The organism is Vibrio kasasachensis (assembly GCF_050337565.1).
Classification (GTDB): domain Bacteria; phylum Pseudomonadota; class Gammaproteobacteria; order Enterobacterales; family Vibrionaceae; genus Vibrio; species Vibrio kasasachensis.
Genome location: NZ_JAKJTB010000015.1, coordinates 161247 through 185075, shown reverse-complemented (window position 1 = coordinate 185075; position 23829 = coordinate 161247). Strand labels below are relative to the sequence as shown.

Below are 23829 nucleotides of genomic sequence, written 5' to 3'. Positions count from 1 at the left end.
ACATAACCGAAGCCGTTGTACTAAGCGTTTAGATATACTGCTACTCATCGCGTTGTTAGCAGAAGTTTTGATGTGGTGGAATGGCTTAGCTGCCGTGCAAGCGAAGTGGCATTTTGACTTTCAAGCCAACACCATAAAACATCGCAGAGTGCTTTCAATACCTCGCTTAGGGCGGGAAGTTCGGAGCCATCGACGGTATCAAATTCATGAGTCCCAATATCAATGGGCAATACTTGAATATCAACGGCTCACGCACAACGCCGGACTGGGGGAATTATGAGGGGATCCGTCAGCACCGCTGCAACTTCAAGTATGACGCTTCTTATTAAGCAACAGAAATTAGTCAAATGTTCGTTATTTAATGCCTGATTTTTCTAGGTAAGTGTTCATTTCCAACTCAGGAACCATACCGCCACCTGTTGCCCAAACTAGATGCGTGGCATTTTGCATTTTCGCCTCATCAAACTGCATACGTGCTTGGTATGGTTGATCTTTCGATACTACTACCGCGCCCATCATACCCGCCAACGCTGATGGCTCTAGCTTAATACCTTCTTGCTGATTCAAAATACCCAATTGCAGATACATTGCTTCATCTGTCATTGTGTAATAACCATCAAGCAAGCGTTCCATTGCGCGACCAACAAAGCCTGATGCACGACCTACCGCTAAGCCATCTGCAGCCGTGATGTTATCAATACCAATTTCTTGTACTGACACTTCATCGTGCAAGCCAGTGTGAACACCCAGTAACATACATGGTGAATGTGTTGGCTCGGCAAAAATACAGTGAACGTTATCACCAAACGCCATCTTCAGACCAAATGCAACACCACCAGGACCACCACCTACACCACATGGTAAGTAAACAAACAGCGGGTGGTTCTCATCAACCAAGATTCCTTGCTCTTCGAACTGCTTTTTCAAACGCTCACCGGCAACCGAGTAACCAAGGAAAAGCGTTTGAGAGTTTTCATCATCAATGAAGAAGCACATAGGATCTTTTTCTGCTTCTTTACGCCCTTGCTCTACTGCTACGCCATAATCTTGCTCGTATTCCACGACGTTAACACCGTGAGAACGCAATTTGTTTTTCTTCCACTCACGCGCATCAGCCGACATATGAACCGATACCGCAAAGCCCAGTTTTGCGCTCATGATACCAATCGACATACCTAAGTTGCCCGTTGAGCCAACAGCAATGCTGTATTGGCTGAAGAACTGCTTAAACTCTTCACTGAACAGCTTGCTGTAATCATCTGACTCAGTCAGTAAGCCAGTTTCAATCGCAAGCTTCTCAGCATGAGTTAATACTTCATAGATACCGCCACGCGCCTTGATAGAACCTGAAATAGGCAGGTGGCTATCTTTTTTCAGCATCAAGCGACCAGCAATTGGCGCGCCAAACTGCTGCTCCAAGCTCGACTTCATGTTACTGATCTCGAACACTTCTGATTCGATAATGCCATTCATAGCAGCCGTTTCAGGAAAGGCTTTAACCAAGTACGGCGCAAAACGGCTTAAACGCTGGCTCGCATCTTCAATATCACTTGTTCCTAGCCCAACATAAGGTAACGCTTCTTCTAAGCTAGTGATGTTTGGGTTAAACCAACTGATTTCTTCAAGAGCAATCATCTTGCTTACTAGCGGAAAATCAGTCGTCAATTTTTCAATATTTAATGTAGTCATTTTTAGTTACCTTGGTTTAAACCATGTACGACAGAAGGAATGTGCCAGCTAAAGCAACGAATGAAGCAATGAATGTAGCTGTCGTATAATACTTAAATGTTTCAGTCATCGTGGCGCCGCAATACTGCTTCACCAACCAGAATAGAGAATCCGTTACTATGGTGCAGCCAATCGCACCAGAACCAATCGCTAACGTAATGATTTCAGGGCTAACATCTGGATAAAGTGACATCATTGGTGCAACAATCGCCGTTGCGCCCATCATAGCAACCGTTGCTGAGCCAACTGCGGCGTGCAGAATAATTGCCACTAGCCATGCCAATAGAATCGGATGCATATCAAGATTAGAGAGAAGCTGAGCTAATACATCAGCCAGACCACTTGCTTTTAAAACACCGTTAAACGCGCCACCAGCACCAATAATCAGCAGGATATTGGCGATAGATGCAAACGCTCCCTCGGTTTTCTCGAGCAGTGTTGCCATGCCCATGTTCTGTTTAATACCCAGTACGTAGTACGCAACAAACGCAGCAATAAACATCGCAGTGATTGGGTTACCAATGAATTCCAACGTGGTATATAGCGCACTACCGTGATCCATGTTGAGTTCAGCCGTTGTCTTCAACAACATCAAACCAATTGGCAGAAATACAGTAAATAACGTTGCCGCAAGTGATGGCAGTTCATCTTCATTTTTTACTTCAAGCGAAGTAAATTCATGTGGAACGGCTTTAAACGGTAAGCGTGCGCCGATTACTTTAAGGAACAGTGGACCACCCACTAGTGAAGCAACCAGACCAATCAACAAACCGTACACAATGACAGAACCAATATCAGCGCCCAATTCATTGGTTACAAAAAGCGCAGCTGGGTGTGGTGGCACAATACAGTGCACAGCCATCAAAGCAGTACATAGCGGGATCGCTAGGTTAAGTAATGATGTATTGGTTTTCTTCGCAATAGAAAAGGCCAGTGGGATAAGCAATACAACACCCACTTCAACAAAAAGAGTAATACCGCACACTAAACCAATCAGAACCATGATCACTTCTGGAGATAGCCAACGGATTTTTTGTAGCGTGATACCAATGCGCTCTGCCGCACCGGATACTTCCATCATTTTGCCTAGGATAGTACCAAGGCCGATTACCGCTGCAAGGAAACCAAGCGTGCCGCCGATACCACCTTCAATAGCACTAACCATCTCTAATGGTTGCATGCCCATCATGCCACCAACGTAGAAACTCGCCATCAGCAGGGCTAGGAATGGGTGTAGTTTAAATTTCACGATCGAAAAGACGATCAAAAGGATACTGGAAAGTAGGGTCATGATGACCCAGATTTGTGATTCCATGTTCAGACCTTATTTTGTTGTTTTATTTGCGGTCAATTAAACAAACAATCCCCTCCTGTGACAAACGATCAATACTCACCTTCACATGACGTAAATTATAACAAATGCGTGACCCCATCGTGATTTTGCAAGTTTATCGCCTTATAATTGACTAAAATTCACCTGAAACTTTATAATCTGCCACTCTAGCAGCAAGAAAATCCAACGGTTAAGACCCAAAAATGTATACAAGAGACAATATTTTCACTCGAAACGAACGCATCAATAGTTTCCAACTATCGAAATTGCACACTTTTGAAGTCGCCGCTCGACACTCTTCCTTCTCATTGGCAGCAGAAGAACTATCAATGACGCCTAGCGCCATTTCTCACCGAATCAATAAACTAGAGCTCGAGTTGGGGATCGCCCTATTCCATCGCACACATCGAAAGATCACCTTAACCGAAGAAGGCGAGCGTATTTACCAATCATTAACGCGCAGCTTGAATGAAATAAACCAAGAGATATTGGATGTAAAAAGTGGCGATATATCGGGAAGTTTAACCATCTACTCGCGCCCTTCATTTGCACAATGCTGGCTGGTGCCTAGGTTGTACGAATTTAACCAACGCTACCCATTTATTGAGTTGAAACTGCTAACGGGTAACGAAAACATTAAATTCCAAGGTTACGGGATTGATGCCGCGATCTATTTTGATGAAGGGCAACCAGATAATGTCTGGAGCCAAGAGATCATGAGCGAAACCAATATTCCAGTCTGCACTGCGGAGTACGCCGAACAGCACTCCTTGTTCAATAAACCAGAAAACCTCATCAACACAACCCTACTGCACGACAATCAGGCTTGGGATTATGACTCCCATCATGATGAATGGGCTGTATGGGCAAGAGCCAATCAACTGCCGCCTATTGATCATATCTCTAGCATCGCCTTTGACCGATCTGATTTGGCTGTTATCGCAGCGATGAACCACGCCGGAATAGCCATGGGGCGTTATAACTTGAACAAAAAACGATTAGATTCTGGCGAACTCGTGGCACCCTTCCAAAATACCGAAGTGACCTGCCAACAAAAATACTATTTAGTTACGCCAAACAAGAAGCACTCACGAAAACTGGCGCTCTTTATTGAATGGTTAATGGAAGCGGTAGATACCGATAAAAAAAATTGTGCTGAAAATTGATAAAAAAAACACTCTCAAGGTGCAGTAAAGTGAAGCGCCTCTAGAGAAGCGGTTATTTAAATAGAGTCTGTAATTTAAATTGTGTATCTGCTTATAATCAGGAAACTTGAAGGTGCAGGTAGGCGGCAAGTAAGAAAGTCCGCTGAACATAGGTGAACTATGTGATTGAGGTGTACGAACACAGCCAACATCGCTGCAACTTCAAGTATGACGTGTATATAATAACACGCCCAATTATTAGCCTTAGCCAAAGGAACTGGCCCATGTCTTGGACTTACTTAAAAACACTACCTGCACTAACATTAATAACTTTGTCACCACTGAGCTTATTGATATCTCATTCCACGCAAGCAGATGTAAGTAACACACCAATTGTGGGTGGTTTGTTTAACTCAACGGAAATTCTACAAAACCAAATCGTCTCTTCTTTGAAATATTCAACTCGCGTATCAAGGGATGTGACATTATTTACTTTTGGTGGGCTCACACTCGAGTCTTACCTTCTTAGTTTGCCACTCGATTTAAAAACCAAAAGCCGTGTCATGGGGCAAATCTCTGACCCAACGTATTCTATCCCTCTCGGGTATTTCCTTTACCAATTCTACGATCGGTATACAAGGATCGATAATGACGATGCATTTAAAGCCTATTTGAAAACCATTTATGATGAGCAAGCATTAAAAGGATTTGAACACTCACTCTTCCAGTTAAGTTCTCCCGTTAGCACTAAAACCGATGAGAATATAAAAGATCAAGCTCACCAAGAAGGCATTAAAATTGACCGTGAGTTTATGGCGGCAATGGTTACCGTATATGACGCGCTGGTGCAGATTGATGAATGGCAAGATATGGAGCAGCTCCCCTCGCAATACACATATCTTAGTAACAACGAGGTCGATCTTGCCTTAATCGCTCATATGCAAGCGATCGTTATCAATATTCTCAAGCAAACATCGCTTTCCATGGAAGAAGGCGAAATGAAAAATGCCTTACTTGCCGTTATCGAAGATGGAAAGCCCGAGCATCAAAATAAAATCAATAACAAAGCCCAAGCTCTCACTATTACCCTCATCGATTTTGTTCGTTTAAACGTGCTCAAAGCCTACCGCCAATTTGTCTATCAAGATGAAAGAGCAATAGCATTAAATGATTGGTTACAAGAAGCGTTTAGTAATACACCTAATGAAGCCATTGCTTTTTTACAATCACAACAACAACGCCGATTGGCGGTGCAAATTACCGTCGATGGATTGCAACAAGGGCTAATGGAAGGGCTGACAGACCCGAAAAAACCATTTCTCAGTGTTGCTAACAACAACCATACCGAGCACCAAAAATACGCAATACCTGAGGCAACATCACGCCCTGAACATAAGCAAGATGTACGCTTTCTACAAACGCTGACAACACAAACCTATGCTGACCCTCATTACCTGCCCTTTTTCAAACGGTTATATAAAGAAAACGTTCATACCATTGCCCGTGTAGGGATCTCATCCACGCCAACTATCAGTGTACGAAACCTACCAATAATAAAAACAGGCGCGAAGGTGTCTGGAAAGCGCGGAACCGGAATTCCAAATTTTCATTTCGTCGATAGAAAACAGGACCGTGCTTACTACTTTTTTGGCAATGATGCCTTACAGCTTGAACGAATTTTGCAGCGAAATAACGTTGCGACTATGTTTGATCGCCTCAACTATCTAAAAACGCTTAACTGCAATGCGCAATATGACTGGAATGCACACACAAGTTACGACGCATTGGTCAACTTAGGGACAGGCGAAGCACTACGTGATTTTGGTGAAAAACGTTGCGTTCGCGAATTACAAGAAAGGGCAAAAACAGAACAACAATTAACCACACTACGAACGCAATTAATTTCCGAGATAACGAACCATCAGAGCATCCCATTTTGGAATGTTTACACCAAACTCACACACAAATGGAAAATTGAACAACATATTGAAGAGTATGCCCAACTAGATGGTAGTGGCATGCCCGACTACACCTTGATTTACAATCCGTGGCCAGATCATTTCGCTCACTTCGTCGGCCCATTCAGCGACGAAATTCTAATGCCAACTGGCGAACTAAACCGGCTAGATTATTGGATTGGTCAAGTAGAGAAAACCTACCATGATGCAGGCGTGTATTCACGCACATTGTGGGGTATGGCGGGCGATCATGGCCTGGCACCTGTTTACTATTCGCTCAACCCAGAAAAAGCCATTTTCAAACCATTAGAGAAGAAACTCGGATACCCACTAAAGATCGTAAAAATATCTTCCGATGAAGGCGAAGGTCCCAAAATTACTAACGCTATCAACTACCCAACCAACAAAAATATTGATGTGGTCGTTGCCTCTACGGCGGGTGGAAACTTTATGCTTGATTTATTTAACGCCCAAAAAGGATGGCAAACTCAACCTCACTATGCCGAGCTAACCCAATGGCAACCGGCCAACGAGAAACAAGATAGACACATCGATCTTATCTCTGAAACTCTCAACTATTTGGGAGAATCACTCGACTATCTCATTGTTCGCGAAACAGAATGTAACGAGGAAACTTGCCAAGTTAGACTCGTCGGCTTACGTGATGGAAAACGCGTCGATGAACACATCAAAAAACAAGGCGACCGCTATTTCTACTTAGCAGAAGCTCAAAACAGCCAATTACTGAATGTAGATGAACTAAATCAGTACTTACCTTCACCTTCCAAAACCGAACTAGAGAGTTTTAAAGAACTGTATCAGCGTTGCGTAGTAAACGCCGACTCTTCAGCCGTGCATACATGGTGCAATGAACAGCAATGGCGCGCACTTACTCGCTTTACGCCGCGTCCCGATTCTGTGGTTCAACTGGCTAAACTTTACGCCGAACCAAGGGCAGGAACGATCAATCTCTTTCCGCGAGATGGCATCGGCTACAATACCAAAGTGCCCGGTCGACACGCCGGTGAAAGCTACTTAGAAAAAGATGCGTTTATTGGATTCTGGGGAAAGCCTATTGGCGACAATGCTTCAGCACTTATCACTGAAGAAAATGGGTCTCTGGCACCCACTCTATTTGAATTCCTAACCAATGAACCCGTTACTGTTGATCAGAATGGCTGGGGATACCCTTCTTTGCTACATAAGTTAGATGTTCAACAGTAATTGATGCGACTGGCCATCAATTACGCATATACCCGTCATACTTGAAGGTGCAGCGGTGTTCGTGCTCCCCAACCACATAGTTCACCTAAGCTCAGGGGACTTTCTTACTTGCCGCGGAGCCCTTTAGGGCTCTGCTTTCGGATATAGAAAAATTAGTGTCTTCCAATATTCGCCCCAAACTTGAGGAGAATTAAAGAAAAGAGCAGATCTAATCAATAACGATTATTTTAAAAGACGACAGATTTTTTTTATTGTATTAAAAAATATTAATCTACTATTCTTTGCGGATTTTATTTAATAAATAGCCCCCATGCTGCAACAATATGGCTCCGCGCTCAATCGAGCATTTGATAAGCACTACCTAGAGCTTAAGAACTTACATCAATCTTATTTTGGCACTAGCGAATTCGCTAAAATCGAGCAATCGGATTGGGCTCTCTTCCCCACAACAATGCTAATTAAAGTCACCTACTCTGTCAGTGACATGAAAATAGACAATGGAGCTGGGCAAGTCACTAATGCTAGCGCCACTATTAGCTCAGCAAAAGCCTCAGCGACTCGCTTCATTAATGCCGCACGAGCGCGCAAGCACGACAAAACCGAAGACACCTATGCAAAACTGGTTTTCTTTAGTGCTAAATTACTACCACTCCCCAACAACCCACAGTACGTGTTACATAAAGTGGCGTATGGTGCTCACAGCCAATGTAAAACCTGCTTAGGTCATGGTGTTCATGACTGTAGCCGCTGCAACAATCACCCGGTTTCGACTTGCTCATCATGCTCTGGTCATGGCGACCATCAGTGTGGCAACTGTAATGGTAAAGGGGAAAGCTATTGCACCCAGTGTCACAACGGCTACAACCAATGCCACTACTGTACTGCCACCGGTTACATCACCTGTAGTAGATGCAATGGTCGTGGAAGCATTGATATTTATGTTAATGGAAGAGTTGAACAACAATATTGCTGCAGTGGTAGCCAACGGTGCGGCAGTTGTGATGGTGGCCGCACTCGCTGCGGTGTTTGTAGCAACGGGATCGCCTTTTGCTACGCTTGCCGAGGCAGCGGCCGTTACTCTTGTAAAACCTGCCAAGGCAATGGCAAAGTAACGTGTGCGGCTTGCCGCGGGGCAGGAAAAGAGAATTGCTCACCTTGCCAACATACTGGTTTTACCCATCAGCTTTACTCTGCTCAAAGCCAAGTGGCTATTCTCAAAAATATATTGCCAACAGACTTTAACGACAAGGAAACTTGGCTAGGTAAAGAATTCGATTGGGAAAAAAGTGACGAAGTAGATCGACTAACTAAATCAATATTTTGGGATCAATCTTCTAAGGCTCCATTTTCAAAAGAAAAAGAAGGATACGATGCGATATTTATCAACGGCTCGCTCCCATATCGCACTTTAAAAGTTCGAATTAATGGCAAAGAAGAAACATTTAATACCTATGCGGTGTTAAACGACAAAGGTAACGTTGAAATAAAAACTGAAAAAACGCGTGCCAGTTTAGGCGACAAATATGTGGGTGACGCTGTAGAAGCATTTGAAAATAGCTGCATTGCTTTTGGAAAATCAGGAAACTACAAGCAGGTAGCGAAAGTACTAGAAGAAAACCCTGCACTCGTGCATATCGCCAATTCAGCCGGCGATTCAAAGCTACTTCAATCAGGTACTATTAGCTCGAACATGGAAGCAGTCACCAATACGTATGTTGATGGCTTCAAAAAAATGCTCGCCGCCAAAGCAGCAAATAGCCACTCGTTCAAACGAATTTTACCCATTTCAATGATGGTGAGTTTATTTTTCAGCGTTATGTTGATGCTTCTCGCTCAGTTAAACTTACCTATTACTGAGTTCGTTAGATCTATAGTCTCTTGGAAGGTCAATACCTTGCTCGAGTATAAGATTGGCGCGCTGATATTGGTTGTTGGCGCAGTTTTACTGATACTGCACGCTTTGGGAACGGTTGAATACCCTAACAGAGATAAAGCATTAGCCGTCATCTCTTGCATTGTGATTTTTGCTTTAGGTGATATAACCTTGTTTAAAATAACGGTTTCACAAGGCGTACCTTATTCCGTTTATCAATCTGTTTTCTACCTTGCTAGCTTATACCCTGCGGCCTACTTCTTTGTGCATAAACTATCTGCGCAGTACGGTGAGAAAGCCTCACTGTATTTTAGGCAGCATTATAACTGGTAAGTTGCTGATCTTTATTAAGAGCACCTCAACGCAATAATCTAAAGGTCGCCAATTCATGACCTTTGGGTTATTGCAAAATTTAAATCGATGGGACATCAGTTTTAACTGGAGAAACAAGCGATGATAAAAACCAAGACCGTTGTGATGCGTGAATATTTAGGTGCTTTAGGCAAACAAAAAAGAATAAAGCCGAACATCGCTAATGATCTCCGGCTTTGTCTTCAATACTGCAGCTCTATTATAACGCTACAGTTAACTTCACATAGCGAGGTATATTGTGCTCTGAGTTTTGTGGATCACGCGCATGCACTATCATCTCAATAAAGTACTTACCAGATTTTAGGCTTGGGTTATCACTTTTATGGAAAGACAATTTTAGCTTAGCCTCTTTATCTCCACCCAAAGTGTCATTCATTTGATAGCCACCAGATTTTGTTACTTTCTGTGCTCTAAATTTAATGGATATTGGACGATTCGAGATTGGCGAAATAGCATATGCACGAACTAGTGAGTAGCCTTCTTTACCATCCGTTATAGGGGTTTTGACGCCATAAACAGTTGAACTTAAAGATATAAAGTATAGATTTTGACGATAACCTGCTGCAATCCAACTGCCTGTGATTGCTGACTCACCATCTTTTAAGCTCACCTTCCACATAGCACGTTCACTATTATTAACTGGTGGATTAGTAGGTAGATCAGGTTCAACAGGGTCCGCTGGACCTATAATTTCACCATCAATAGATTCAGGTGGAAGTACTTCGGTGAACTTCAGGCTTGATGCTTTATCGTTAAAGTTATCAATCCAACCTGTAGTTTCACTAACTAATACACTTAAACCTTCGCCAAAATTAGACTTATCAAATAATCGAACTTCCGCACCGTTGTATAGTTTAATAGAACTTAAGCCATTATTAGGAGACAACTGAGGCACGTCTTCACTATAACACTGAGGAGTTCCACCAAAATCACCATGGGGGTAAACACAAGCTAACGGTGTCATACGAGCACTTGAACCAACATCATCAAATTCACCTAACTCTGCACGATCCTCACGAATAGTAAGCTTATCGCCTGTGATGTTTTTTCCTGATAACAAATCGATCATTGCACCATTAAAGACTCTCACCGAGCGAATATCACCCTCAAAAGGTAATCGCTCTAACTTCTCTGTAAAGCACATTTCTTCACCGAGGAAGTTAGGTGCTTGATATACACACGCGTAAGGTTCACGGGTATCAATTAACTTAATACTGGTTGCCGTATCATTCGATCCTGTCATAAATGACGTATCCTCTCGGAATAATCGACTAATACCTGTGAAGTTTTTGCCTTCATAAGTTATTGCTAGCGTCTCATTACCAAGCTTGATAGAGCTTGCGTTATTATCCAGTAGTAATTGCGGCGTATCCTTCTCAATAACTTCCGTTTTACCTTGATAGTTACCATGCTGGTAAATGGTAACACTTGATTTAACTTGTTGATAAGCAAACTCTTCACCAATGATCACCGCATCATACGGCTCAACGACTGGTTTAGAAATTAAACGGGAATCAAGCTCTTTTATCCCAAATGTATCGTATGGCATTTCTTCAATTAGTTGAGTATATTCTGCTTTAAAATCCGCTTCGTAACCTCTAAATTTCCAATTAGCATTTGATCCATTGCCGCTTGGGAAATACCAATACCCATTTCGGGTTAACTCAAAATAACGCTTACCATCATCAGTACGATAGATGTCTCCAATCTCACCTTGACGACTGTACGACCATTTTTTGAATTCATTGGTGCCTAACAGCTCAGTGCGCCACAATTCATAATTCTCCATCACATCTTGCTCAGGACAACTAATTGTTGCTGATACTGGATCACGCTCAGTTGGAACATTGAAATGGAATTTATTCATATGTCCATCACGCAAAGTTAAACCCTCGACGCCAATACGCTGCAAGTCTCCATTTTGATAAGTAACATCAACCCAGCACTGTCCGCCTTTTACTTCACCAAAATCATATACGTAACCAAAGCTGCCATTTAATGCTGGATAGATATAAGTATTGTTTTCGCCTTTAGGATCGTAGAAACCAACGAGCGTTGTAACAGGGACACCAAACTCAATGGGTTTTAAACGTTTCTCATCTTGCATCTCAACCATTTTCTTCTGAGCTTCATCCCAGATCATATAACCGGTTGATGATGACTCACTGATACGACCTGTTTTTTCAAAACGCTGTTGAATACGTTTTTGGCTATAACCAGTATGCAGTGTGTACTGTGATAACGAAGAGCTCGCACTTCCTCCTCCCATCGTATCTGTATTAAAGCGATAAATATCAGCGAATGGTGGTGTTTCATACCCTTGGTTCGATGCATTTCCTGTTCGAGTCCAGAAGAAATTTGCAATAAAGCGTTCGTTAAAGGCATCCCAACCCCAGCCAGAATTTTCATTATGGGTAGACCACATACCGCCGCCAGGATAATGCCCCATTCCGTAGGCATGCCCTAATTCATGGCTAAATTCATTGCCAACTGAATTTATTAGTGTGGCCATACCATTACCACCACTTAATCCATGATTAACAACACCATTGGTATATTTACCTCGCGCTACATGAACTACATATTGATTAAAATATTGTGGCTGCCAATGCGTAGCGCCATCGCTTGAGGTAATACCGAAGTTGGCATTATCAATACCCATTGAGATTAAATTCTTACCAATATTCTCACGCATGTCACCGCTATATACTCCCCCCTCTACAGCGCTCGCATCAGTATAAGTAGTCCCATTGGAAAGAACTATTTTTTCAAAAAACATTGGCGAGTAATTTCCCACAATGATTTTTGATACGGGTACTTTTTGAAAGTAATCAGCGACTAGTTTTTGTTCTTTTTCAAATCGATGCTGCTCTCTTGGCGGTGTTAACATCCCTAAGCGGATATTTTGGACCATAATTTCATTTTCAGCGCCAATATCAATGGTAGACAAATAACCTTCATTACCTAATTGATCAACAAAACTTAACTGTAAACCCGGCTTTAACCAATTCCACGGAATTGATACGCTCCATGCGTTTTTTGAATAAGTGACATCGGGTAGCTCTGCCGTTGGTTGTGCGAGCTTATCTGCCTTTGGCAGTAATTCTGGTTCTGCAAGCTTCAATTCCCCTAGCGTTGTGCCATTAGCATCACGAGCGATGAGTGAAATAGAGGAGATTGTATTTTGCTCATCAGATGGCATAAACATAACGAGAGTACGCCTGTTACTGACTAAGCGTGGCATTTCTTGCTCGGCATTCCCAACAGGATCAATGGTATGCGTTTGAGCAAACTTCACCATACCTTGTAAACTGCCAGATAGGCTATTTTGTTGATCGCTTTGAGATAAAAAACTGAGTGTTTCAAGAGGGGTGATCAAAGTTGCATAACTATTAACCGATAGCGTACTACCAATTAAGACGGCGAGTAAACTGACCTTCTTTAATTTCATTATAAACCTTTTTTATTATGAGAAATATATATCGTTTAAGTGAGTGTTCACGAGACAAGCCTAGCGAAAGAATATGAAAAATAAATATCAAGAATAAATTTAACGAACTAACATCACAAAAATTAAAATAATATAAAAAACAACAATTAATTACAAAATCTATATATACACACAAGCAATCTACATTTGTAAAAATAAAAAACAACCGCTCCTATTTTGTTGATCCCCATATAAAACAATGGACAATGACATGATCCAATTAATTTGAGCTCATTTCTAAACTTTAAGCAATATTCTTTTATTTAAAAATCCAACTATTATTTTGGATTAATAATAGAAAGTGTAATGGACATATAATGAAATGCATTAGCTGCTATACCCAAGAAACTTGAAGATGCAGGTAGGCGGCAAGTAAGAAAGTCCCCTGAGCATAGGTGAACTATGTGATTGGGGCGCACGAACACAGCCAACACCGCTGTAACTTCAAGTATGACGGGGATAAGTGAGTTAATTTTAAGTCGATGCTCAGTATGAGTGCGGGGGTTCACTCGTCGACTTATCTCCACTGCCTCTTCTTGTCTCACTGTAAATGCTGCCTTGGTTGTGCGCTTCACTTTTGCGCAAAAAAAGCAATTACATGGATATAGTACTGCGAATGTGAAAGCCATCATGCTAAGCCAGCGGTTATTTATTAAGCTAATAGCCCTATACCAGAATAAGGAATGGGATATGAAAACGGCTTGGCTGATCTCGGTGAGCGCACTATGGTTAAGCGCCTGTGCAACCACACCAACAACCAATATCGCAGAATTTGGGCTCTCGATAAGCAATGTAACTAGCGAAATTAATACCAATCTAGATGGGCTAAGCGAACTATCGCTACAAAGCCAAGCAGACTCATTAGCGTACCTCACTCTCAATCAAACTCGTGACAAACTTTGCGCAGGTAGCGCGACACAAATCATTCAAGGCGATGTCATCATTAACCCTGCTGAGTGTAATACCCCGCTTGGTTTGGCTGACTTAGATGCGATTGTTGACCCAGCCTCCCCCGAGCGAAGAAAGCAGATGCTGATTGTGCAAGCAAATCGCCAACTCGCGCAATACGCCAAAGCGTTGACTGATTTAGCCAACGTCTCGGCAAAAGTTGAAATACAGCAAAGTGCGATTTCTCTAACCAGCTCGGTGAGTTCACTAAACGATGCTTACCTGAAGTTGAACTACGCCAAGCACGCTGATGGTGAAATAATGATTGCTAACAAACAAGAGCAGTTTCAGAAAAACGAATCATTAATTGCGGCTTCAATTGCCGGATTCGCATCTACCATTACCGAAGAAAAACGCAGAGTGGCACTTAAGGAAGTGGTAAACCAAGGTGATCACGTTATAGAGCAACTGGTGCCAATTATTGTTGCTGAACTAAACAAATCCAAACTGCATCAAACCAAGGCGACATTGCAGCTCTCCGCTTTGACCGACGATCTGATCCAGTACAACCAAACCTCGGGCAAAAAACCACAAAAGCATGATAAATCAGCCAAGAGTATTGTGAGCTTTCATCAACGTTACCAAGAGATTCAAGCAGCAGCGTTAAAAGACCAACAGCTCATCAAAGCCTTTGAGCAGATAGCCAAAAGCCATCATCAAATTACCCAACAAGTAAACATAGATCGCTTTAGCAGCAAAGAGATCGTTGCCTCTGTCTCACAGCTAAACAAACACTATAAAGATTTGACCAGCTTTAAAAAGTTACTGGGAAGCTGTGATGGCACTCTCACCAAAGGAGAGGATGGCTTCTTACATTGCCAATCTTAGTTTTTCAATTTTTGCTTGCCAGCTCGCCACTCAATAAAAGGATTTAAACCATGCCAACCGTAAGACAAAGCATTGTTGATGCGATAAATGAACTGAATAAAGTGCTGCCTATTATTGCCAACGAACCCGCGCAGTTTCCAATGTTAATGCTGCAGCGCTCAAGGCTACAACGACAGTTAGTTCTGGTACTTTCTGACACGCTAACTGGGAGTGAAGCCGATTTGAGCGATGCCCTAGCATCACTTAAAGAAGCCACTCAAAGTGCTAAGGAAGCTCAAGAGGATATTGCTCGAGTCGACCGCATGCTCGGAAAAATGACTAAAGCAATTAAAGCGGTAGGCAAAGTGATCAAAGGGGTTAGCGAGGTGATGTAACCCGTGCCTTAATCACGTTGTACTTGGTCTCACAACTTATTTCGCTAGTTTCAAAATTGAAAATAACCTCCTCTGAATGCACCTGTCCTAGACTGCGTAAGATAGGTGCATTTCGGGAAGATTTTAGTCTAGCGATTAGTCTCATTTCGCCGCCCTTACTGTTGCACTAATAATACGCAAACAATAGAAGCAAGGCTTTAGAAACAAAAAGTACAAACGTATTACCTTAGATAACTCAACTATGTTCTATTCAGCGGATAGTGCCATCGCTTAACCGTTACCATTCTGAAACTAATAAACGGCTTCTGACCCCTTTGATCTGTAAGCCCATTGCTTCAAACACTTCTTCAAAATCATCACATTGCGCAGCCACATTGGGTAAAGAGAATGTAGCTTCGGTGAAAAAACGCTGCTGATGCAAAGGGTCATTCCCCCATGCTATCTGCCACCATTCCAAGATTCGCTCTTTAGAGTCAAACAACCGCTTCGCTTTTGGTACGCGATCGCTTTTGCTTCGGTTCTCGTTTGATGTTGCTGGCAATAAGTTCCATTTATCATTATTTGGCCAGTAAGTAAAAGGTAGGCAATGATCCACATCATACTGGCTCTTTAATACCGTATTACTCCAGGCGCTATGGATAACCGAACCCTCAGCTCGTAGCTCCTCCACACGCTTGCGAACGTCTCGAGTATCACGAGATGAATCAATCCACACAAGGCAATCATGATATGTCTGTAAAGAAATGCTTCTGTCTTGATTAAGCTGAAATCGCTGCATTTCTTGAATCCACTGGTTTACCACCAGCGGTTCTATCCAAGAGTGATATAGTCTAAAGCAATCCCATAGCTTTTCATCCAAAATAAACTGACCAAATCCTGCAAAGAATTCACTATCTAAAATAATGGCATCTGAGTGTTGTCTACGCTTTTCTGCTGCTTGGATTTCAAACAATTTGTTTTGTTTATCGCCCTGATAGATAAACGTAACTGGTCCTGCTTTTATCGTATTTAACGTTTGAGTAAACAGCTTTTGAACCGCTCCGGCCTCTTCCCCGACATAGAATGCACCAATAGAGAAATCATCAGCAGCCAGGTGTTTTAGCTTATTCCAACCGTCGTCTTTCACAAAACCCAACCCTTTCGTCGTATTTGAGTTTTGTTGGATTCCAGTCCCCTCAATATCGACATCAATCAGGCGTTTGAACTGCCGAATCCAATATAAAGCAACTAGGCCGGCGGAAAGTGCGACTTTTCCATCGCTACGGTCCAAAACAGCACCAGGATGAGCATCGGCAATACGCAGTAATGTTCTTAGTAGAGCCAGCTTGTAAGTCGCCGATTTACTGTCATTCACAATAATTCGACGAACCGTATTAAGATTACCTGAACCATCATCAGGCAAATTCAATACAACTGTCTGCCAAGACACCTCTGTCCGTTGAAGGTTATCGGCGCTATTGGATACTAATTGAACCTGCAAGGCGTGAGCTTTTGAAAGCTTTTCTAACTCTTCAACCGAAACTGGATAACCTTGACGACCATCTCTAAACTCCCCATGGCGTAAACTAATGACTAATCTTCCATTTGGGGATAATAGATTTGAAAGCTTTCGAAATGCTCTTTCACGTAACGAAGGGGCTAAATGCATCCACACTGCACTAACAAGGATTAGATCAAAACGCATCCCTAAGCTTTGCACACTTTTAAGTGCTGGAAGGGAATCATTAAGCCAAGTCACTTCAGGACCAGTGCTCTGCTGCCCTATCTGACGCAATGCATCACTTGGCTCTACGGCGATGACCTCACAACCTTGCTCATCCATCCATTTAGCATCACGCCCAGAACCCGCACCAATATCTAGAACACTGGTTCCAGAATCGGGCCAATACAACTTCCATGATTGGTGGACAGACTCAAAATCAAGACCATTGTATTGTTCAGCAAGTTCTCCAGCATTTTGACTATAAAAAGCAGAGGTTGGATTCATGAAAAAGCTCCGTATATCTTTGTTAATCCATGATATATGGATGGATTACATATAGCGATAAACTTAGCTTACGCCTGGTCGCCAATTAAAACTTTCATGTGAATTTTTATGGCATATATGAAAAAACGCAAACCATATATTTAAAGACTAATTAATAGTGTATTTAGCTGTATAGCCACAGCTTTTATCTGCATTTTTTCGATATGTCGTACAACCCCAGAATACTCCGTGTGGTTCATTCCTCAGCTTCATTTCACTGCCACATTTTTTACATACCGAACGAGTATCACCACACTCTTCGTTGATGCATACCTGATAACCAGGCTTAATCGTGCTGTTCATTGGGTTACCACATTGCATGCAGGGTGTTTCCTTGTGCTTACAGCGAGGGTCAAAAGAACAAGACAAAAACTTGCCATAGCGGCTCACTCGTTCTTTTAAAATCCCTGTTTTACTACTGCTACACGAAATCTGTTCAAACAACTTTTGTACAAATGTCGCATCAAATTCGCCAGTGTCCACTAGGTATCTGTGCTTTATCAGTTCAACAACAAAGCCACTGGCATCGGTCATATCAGCCAGCAGTCGTGTGTCTAAAAGTAGTGGCAGGGATCACAGCGCTCTAGGATTTATGGCTTAGATATATGTTTTTGATGTAAGCATTAGAGTTTTTAATGTATACATTGAAGTTGCTGATTTTAAAGGAGAATGTGGCAAATCAAGAAGCACCCATTCAAAAATACGAAGACACCTTCTATGTCCCAAAATAGCAAAGTAAGGTTAAAACTTAGAGATAATTAAGGACAACCTTCAGCTGTATTCACAAAAAAATAAGCATTAATTAAAGATATGTTGCTTCATAAAAATAACACTGGATTAATTTCCAGTGGAAAATAAAAGAACAGGAATTTACACATGAAAAAAATTGGATTCAAAACGCTATTGCTTTCCTTTACTTTGACCTTGGTGGCTCTTTCCGTATCAATTTCCAACTATATATCTTATTCCAACGAGTCCAAGGCACTAACCCATTTAATTGTCAATTCGACTACTGAGTTCGTAGCAAGTCAAGGCGAAAAAATAGAAGTGCTACTTGCTGAAAAAGTAGGTGCCATCAATAAGCTGGCTGACCATTTCAAAAATACAAATATAGAAGGTACCCCTGAGCAAATTATTGAATTAGCAAAAATGATGGCCAATGCAGCTAATCTTGATAGTGCAATGATTGCTTATGAAAATGGAGATGCTTATTGGAACCAAACCGCATCGACATGGCCAAATCATAAGTTCGATGGAGACGTTACAAAAGAAGGCTATTATCAAACGGCAATAACAAGCAATGGCACTTCTGTAACAGATCCATATCTAGATATCTCGGGAAATGACAAAGTATATTGGATCAGTATTGTCGAGAAGGTTTCAGGCGGGATGATCTCTGTGGATATGAGACTGGACTTCCTAAATGAACTGGTTGACAAATCAGTAGTCATTCCCGGCGCTACCGTGGTCGTTATGAACTCAGATACATCCATATTAGCTTCTAATTCTGCAGCACTGAAAGTCGGTGTGAAAGGCGAAACGATTAGCTCGCTAAAAGAGGAGCTCACCAACGCAACTAAGCAAGTGAGTGCGCTACAGAAATACACCTTGAATGGTGTTGATAAATTAATGTTCTCAAAACAGATCAAGGTAGGAGATAAAAATTGGTACTTTGTACTTGGCCTTGATGAAAGCGTTGCTTTTGCTGAACTGGAAAATGCAAAATATCAAGCGATCTGGGTTTCTGTTATTGCTTGTCTAATAAGCCTTGTTCTTGCATATTTTGTCCTTCAAATACTATATCGTCCGATTTTAAGTTTAAAGAAAACCATCACGGGCCTTTCTCAAGGAGATGGCGATCTAACACAACGATTAGAGGTAACAACAAATGATGACCTTGGCCAGATAGCGGAAGGTGTTAACCAATTTATTGAAAATCTACAATCTATGATGCTTGAGATCCAATCAGCATCAACCAACCTACAGGAAAATGTTATCGGGCTTCAGGATAAATCGGCGAAAAATGCGGCTATTCTTGAAAGCCATGTATCGGAAACAGAGCAGGTTGTGACCGCGGTCGAAGAGATGAACTCAACGGCAGAAGCAATGGCAACCGATGCTGCTAATACGGCGCTGCTAACCCAAAAAGCAAACAAGGCAAGTGATACTTCACTATTAACCGTAAGCCAGGCTCAACACACCGTTAATGCATTGCTGCGTGAGGTTGATGGTACCGCCGTAAGTGTGCAAGGCATGAGTGATGAAACTGATGGCATCAATACCATTCTTAGTGTCATTGGAGCAATTGCAGAGCAAACTAACCTTTTAGCACTCAACGCGGCGATTGAAGCAGCTCGAGCAGGTGAACAAGGCCGAGGTTTTGCTGTGGTCGCCGATGAGGTTCGTAATTTAGCGGGTAGAACCAAAGAGAGTACCGAGCAAATTGAAACCGCATTAACCAGCTTATTAAAAGGTAACCGCTCAGTAGTAGAGTCTATGGATAGCACCAAAGAACGCTGTCAAGAAACGGCAACGGGCATGAGTGGGATGACAGAAAGTCTTGGTACAATGACTCAATTCGTTGGTGAGATTAATGATCTCAGCACACAAATTGCAACCGCAGCAGAAGAGCAAAGCAGCGTAACCCAGGAAGTAAGTAGAAATATGGCTGCAATTAACGATATCGTCGGAGAGTTAGATAATAACGGCAAAGAAGCACTGGCTGAAGCGGAGAACATTGCCTCAATAAACAACCAATTAGTCGAAATTGTCGGACGATTTAAACTATGAAATTAATCCTTTTCACACAGCCCTCTGCTTGTCTTAGACATCAAGGCAAAGCTGATTTGTCGACAACGTCAACGAAGGGATGGTTTTATGTATTATTGGCTTTCAGAAGAGTGTGAAGAAAGGCGTGCTCACTAGGCTTCAGAAACGAAAAAGCCCCAGCATTTCTGCTGGGGCTTAGAATGTGGCGGTGAGTGAGAGATTCGAACTCTCGATACGTTGCCGTATACACACTTTCCAGGCGTGCTCCTTCAGCCACTCGGACAACTCACCGAATCGTTAACAACTTGGCTAACGAGGCGCTAATTTAATGATAATAGAGGGTTAGGTCAAGCCTAAACCCTAAAAAATCACGCTTCATTTGTCTAAGTGGTTACGTAATGGCTAATTTGCCGATGCTTTATACACTTACACTTGAGAAGAGTAGCCCGGAACCTTAAACCATTTTCGGCACATATCCAGAAAATAGCCGTACAGAACACCCATTCCGCATGATACTACAGCGTTAGAAGCAACCGCGGTAAGAATCTGCTCACCAGTCGCACCAACAACAACTAATATTCCGGCATAAACTGGTGATTGAAATAGTACATACGCCGTCAAATCAGAAATATTCTTCATGATAGGGGCAGGTGAAACTCGCCCACCCAAGCGCAACATTGCATCTCTAAATACGCCGTACGGCCACGCAATAGCAATGTTGACCGGTATAGATAAAGTGCGCGACGCGAGTGACTGCTCAAACGTCATCCCCGATATAAGTATTTCTATCAACATACCCGAAACGAAGCAAAACACGACCATTGCAAAAGTATCTGCTAGCGCGTTCCGAATACTGAATGACCCACCAATTTTCATTCAAACCTCAACATATAATCCCGTCGAAACGGCGCATGTGCAACATCAAAAGCCAGCATAGCAATGCATGGCGGCAATTAACGCCATTAAATCACCATTTATGCAGAATTAGATGCTATTTTTTATGTTAAGTTATTAATAAGTCGATATTTTTACAAACAAACATCAAAAAAAACACTACCTTATACCCAAGAAACTTGAAGGTGCAGGTAGGCGGCAAGTAAGAAAGTCCCCCTGAGCATAGGGGAACTATGTGATTGGGGCGCACGAACACAGCCAACACCGCTGCAACTTCAAGTATGACGGGTATATATTTGTAAAGTAGTGTCTTTAGCTAGGTGGTTAGCTGAAACGATCAAGCGTCTTTAAGCAGAACCGTTAATACATCGAGATCTTGTTGGGAGGGTAACGACTTTTTATCCACTAGTGGTGCAAGTTGCTCCCTCACACTGCTATTGTCGCTAAGATTAAGGTAAGAAAAGATATTAGATAGTATTTCATTCGCTTCATCTTGCTTGCGGTTTTCCACAGCTATATAAAGTGAAATAAGCTGTTGCTCAGCATCAAATGGTATTTCGCCTTGGCAATCATCCAATGATTTAAATTGATAAAGCTTGTCTGAATATCTATACAGCATGTCATCAAGCTCTTTTTCATCAATAGGCTTAGAGACGATGCAATCAACGCCTGCTGCTAGCATACGCTCTTGTGTTTCTTTAAACAGATCGGCAGTACAACCAAAGATCAGAACATTAGAACGAGGAGCCTGTAATGAGCGAATTTCCTGCGTCGCCGCAATACCATCTTTATTTGGCATATGATTGTCCATCATGATTAAGTCAAACTCGTTGCTTTGCACCGCTACTAGAGCTTGCTCACCATCGCTCACGCAATGGCACTCAAAACCTTTTGCAGTCATGAAGGTATTAATAATGATGGTGTTGGTTCTATTATCCTCAACTATCAGAGCTTTAAGCCCAGTATAGTTAAGTTTCTTGTGTTCTCTGCTTTTTGTTTGAGAGGGTTGGCTCACTTCCATCTCGAGAAGTACATCAAACGTCGTCCCCTGCCCTAACTTACTCTGTACTGAAATATCACCGTGCATTAGCTCTGTAATTTGCTTAACAATGGCTAAGCCTAAGCCAGTGCCACCAAAGCGGCGTGTAGTTGAAGATTCGGCTTGAACAAAAGGATTAAATATTTTGTCTAGAGCTGCATCATCAATACCCACACCCGAGTCTGTCACTATGATGTTTAGGCAGTTCTTTCCGTCGAGTAACACTTCGCTGAAATGAACGTCGACAAAACCTTTCGAGGTAAACTTTACGGCGTTATTCAACAGATTAAATAATATTTGCCGTAAGCGCGCTTTGTCTGATAAATACCAGCGTTGCTCACTCACGTCACTTGTAATCTTAAAGGCGAGCCCCTTCTCAGCACACAGAGTGTGATACACACTGTTGATGCTACCCACAATAGATTCTAGTGGAAATGGCACTCGTTCAAGCTCCAAATGCCCTTGCTCAATTTTTGAAAAGTCGAGGATTTCGTTGAGCAACATCATCATGTGGTCACCTGAGTCATACAGGGTTTTAAGATGCTTTCGCTGCTCGCTTGATAAATCAGTTTTAAGTAATATTTGAGCTGTGCCTAAAACACCATTCATTGGTGTTCTAACCTCATGTGAAATGGTGGCAAGAAACGCACTTTTTGCTCGGGTAGATGCAAGTGCATTTTTTTTCTCTTGCTCTAAAAACACGGTTTTTTGATTAAATGCATCAATAAGGTGCTTTATCTCATCATCACTATTGTAATTAATATCAATGATCCCACCTTGCTTCGAGTTATCTACTTCGCGGGCGATATGAGCGACAGGGTCAATAAGTGAACGGTTAATGAGGGCGTAACCAAACAATACACACAGTAACATGATGGGCATAATGCCCATTTCGACCTGTTTCACCAAATCATAAGCTTGTTCTGCCAGCAAACGGTTGGCGTTAACAACATCAATACTCCAATCAAAATTGCCAACTTTATGAACGCTGATATAAATATCTTCAGCCACTTTGAAGTTGTGCTCTATAACGACATCGCCTTTGGCATCACGAATGATTACACCAAGCTCATTTTCCTCGGCATGTAGTTGAATATATTCAACTAAGTTTTCTAGTGAAAGATCTACTGTCGCTACGCCAGCAAACTGCTCGTTGACGTAATAAGGTGAAGAAGCGGTGATCATTTGAATATGAGTGAAAGGGTCAATATACACAGAAGACCATATCACTGTGCCTAATGGTTTATTTTCAACTTTGGTATACCAAGGCTCTACATCATAACCACCTAACTGAGCGTTATCCCAAGAATAAACTCTGTCAACCTCGCCATCACTGGCTCGATTAAAAAATAGGCTGTTGTAGCTTAAATTAGAACCAACCAAATGAGGTTTTGGCCACAAACCACCACTCACTGTGGCGCTATTAGTCCCGCTAAACACATCGTGTAATATCTCGGCTTGAAAAGTAGAAGGCTTTCCTGAATTACCAATGCTAACAATAACTTGAAGTAAACCTAGCGAGCTTTCTAAAGAGGTTTCAATGTCACTAGAAATAATTTTTGAACGCGAGTCTAGATTGCGAGTCAATTGCTCACGTATTGGAGGGTCAACGACAAAGTAGCTCACCGTACCAACGGTGAAGATAACAAACGCTAGGTAGATGGCCAGCGCCAAGATGCTTTTTCTTTTTAGTGATGAACTCTTGACCATAACCAACTGAATTTTTGATGTTTATAAGAAATTATAGTCAATGGATTCCTACAGCAACCTATTTTTGTTAACAATGGGCTGTTACTATAGCTCTATCTAACTATTGCAATTTTATTCG

13 protein-coding genes, 1 tRNA gene and 1 pseudogene are annotated in these 23829 nt (G+C 42.1%); 7 read left to right on the top strand and 8 right to left on the bottom strand.

Going from position 1 to position 23829, the window contains the following annotated elements; genetic code table 11:
- Positions 1 to 280, top strand: a pseudogene (locus L4C38_RS13570) (IS4 family transposase); the annotation flags it as partial.
- A gap of 74 nt (positions 281 to 354) precedes the next feature.
- On the opposite strand, the gene dsdA reads toward L4C38_RS13570, so the two are convergent.
- Positions 355 to 1689, bottom strand: a complete 1335-nt coding sequence (gene dsdA / locus L4C38_RS13565) for a D-serine ammonia-lyase (RefSeq protein ID WP_428798089.1) — start codon at positions 1687 to 1689, stop codon at positions 355 to 357.
- Positions 1690 to 1705: 16 nt separating this feature from the next.
- A complete protein-coding gene (dsdX, locus tag L4C38_RS13560; RefSeq protein WP_428798088.1) occupies positions 1706 to 3043 on the bottom strand; it encodes a D-serine transporter DsdX in 1338 nt (445 codons plus the stop codon).
- A gap of 221 nt (positions 3044 to 3264) precedes the next feature.
- On the opposite strand from dsdX, the gene dsdC reads away from it, so the two are divergent.
- From dsdC to L4C38_RS13545, 3 genes are all read left to right on the top strand, one after another.
- Positions 3265 to 4227 (top strand): DNA-binding transcriptional regulator DsdC, encoded by a 963-nt coding sequence (gene dsdC / locus L4C38_RS13555; RefSeq protein ID WP_428798087.1) that lies wholly within the window; start codon positions 3265 to 3267, stop codon positions 4225 to 4227.
- Positions 4228 to 4490: 263 nt separating this feature from the next.
- Positions 4491 to 7388 (top strand): alkaline phosphatase family protein, encoded by a 2898-nt coding sequence (locus L4C38_RS13550; RefSeq protein WP_428798086.1) that lies wholly within the window; start codon positions 4491 to 4493, stop codon positions 7386 to 7388.
- A 310-nt stretch (positions 7389 to 7698) separates the two neighbouring features.
- A complete protein-coding gene (locus L4C38_RS13545) occupies positions 7699 to 9594 on the top strand; it encodes a DnaJ-like cysteine-rich domain-containing protein (protein ID WP_428798085.1) in 1896 nt (631 codons plus the stop codon).
- A 238-nt stretch (positions 9595 to 9832) separates the two neighbouring features.
- Here the strand turns inward: L4C38_RS13545 and L4C38_RS13540 are convergent, their stop codons facing one another.
- On the bottom strand, positions 9833 to 13084 hold the full coding sequence (locus tag L4C38_RS13540) for a M66 family metalloprotease (RefSeq protein WP_428798084.1): 3252 nt from the start codon (positions 13082 to 13084) through the stop codon (positions 9833 to 9835).
- Between the two features lie 729 nt (positions 13085 to 13813).
- Between L4C38_RS13540 and L4C38_RS13535 the strand changes: the two genes are divergently transcribed.
- Positions 13814 to 14899, top strand: coding sequence for a hypothetical protein (locus L4C38_RS13535; protein WP_428798083.1), 1086 nt, complete (start codon positions 13814 to 13816; stop codon positions 14897 to 14899).
- A gap of 50 nt (positions 14900 to 14949) precedes the next feature.
- A complete protein-coding gene (locus L4C38_RS13530; RefSeq protein ID WP_428798082.1) occupies positions 14950 to 15273 on the top strand; it encodes a hypothetical protein in 324 nt (107 codons plus the stop codon).
- A 277-nt stretch (positions 15274 to 15550) separates the two neighbouring features.
- Here the strand turns inward: L4C38_RS13530 and L4C38_RS13525 are convergent, their stop codons facing one another.
- Together L4C38_RS13525 and L4C38_RS13520 are read right to left on the bottom strand one after the other, a co-directional pair.
- On the bottom strand, positions 15551 to 17260 hold the full coding sequence (locus L4C38_RS13525) for a class I SAM-dependent methyltransferase (RefSeq protein WP_428798081.1): 1710 nt from the start codon (positions 17258 to 17260) through the stop codon (positions 15551 to 15553).
- A gap of 147 nt (positions 17261 to 17407) precedes the next feature.
- Entirely contained in the window at positions 17408 to 17833 is a 426-nt protein-coding gene (locus L4C38_RS13520; RefSeq protein ID WP_428798080.1) for a hypothetical protein, read from the bottom strand.
- 342 nt (positions 17834 to 18175) lie between these two features.
- Between L4C38_RS13520 and L4C38_RS13515 the strand changes: the two genes are divergently transcribed.
- Complete coding sequence (locus L4C38_RS13515) at positions 18176 to 20089, top strand: methyl-accepting chemotaxis protein (RefSeq protein WP_428798079.1); 1914 nt, start codon at positions 18176 to 18178, stop codon at positions 20087 to 20089.
- Positions 20090 to 20271: 182 nt separating this feature from the next.
- On the opposite strand, the gene L4C38_RS13510 is transcribed toward L4C38_RS13515, so the two are convergent.
- From L4C38_RS13510 to L4C38_RS13500, 3 genes are all read right to left on the bottom strand, one after another.
- Positions 20272 to 20359 (bottom strand) — tRNA-Ser (locus L4C38_RS13510).
- Positions 20360 to 20494: 135 nt separating this feature from the next.
- Positions 20495 to 20944 (bottom strand): L-alanine exporter AlaE, encoded by a 450-nt coding sequence (locus L4C38_RS13505; protein WP_428798078.1) that lies wholly within the window; start codon positions 20942 to 20944, stop codon positions 20495 to 20497.
- A gap of 355 nt (positions 20945 to 21299) precedes the next feature.
- A complete protein-coding gene (locus L4C38_RS13500; protein WP_428798077.1) occupies positions 21300 to 23711 on the bottom strand; it encodes a hybrid sensor histidine kinase/response regulator in 2412 nt (803 codons plus the stop codon).
- Positions 23712 to 23829 lie beyond the last annotated feature (118 nt).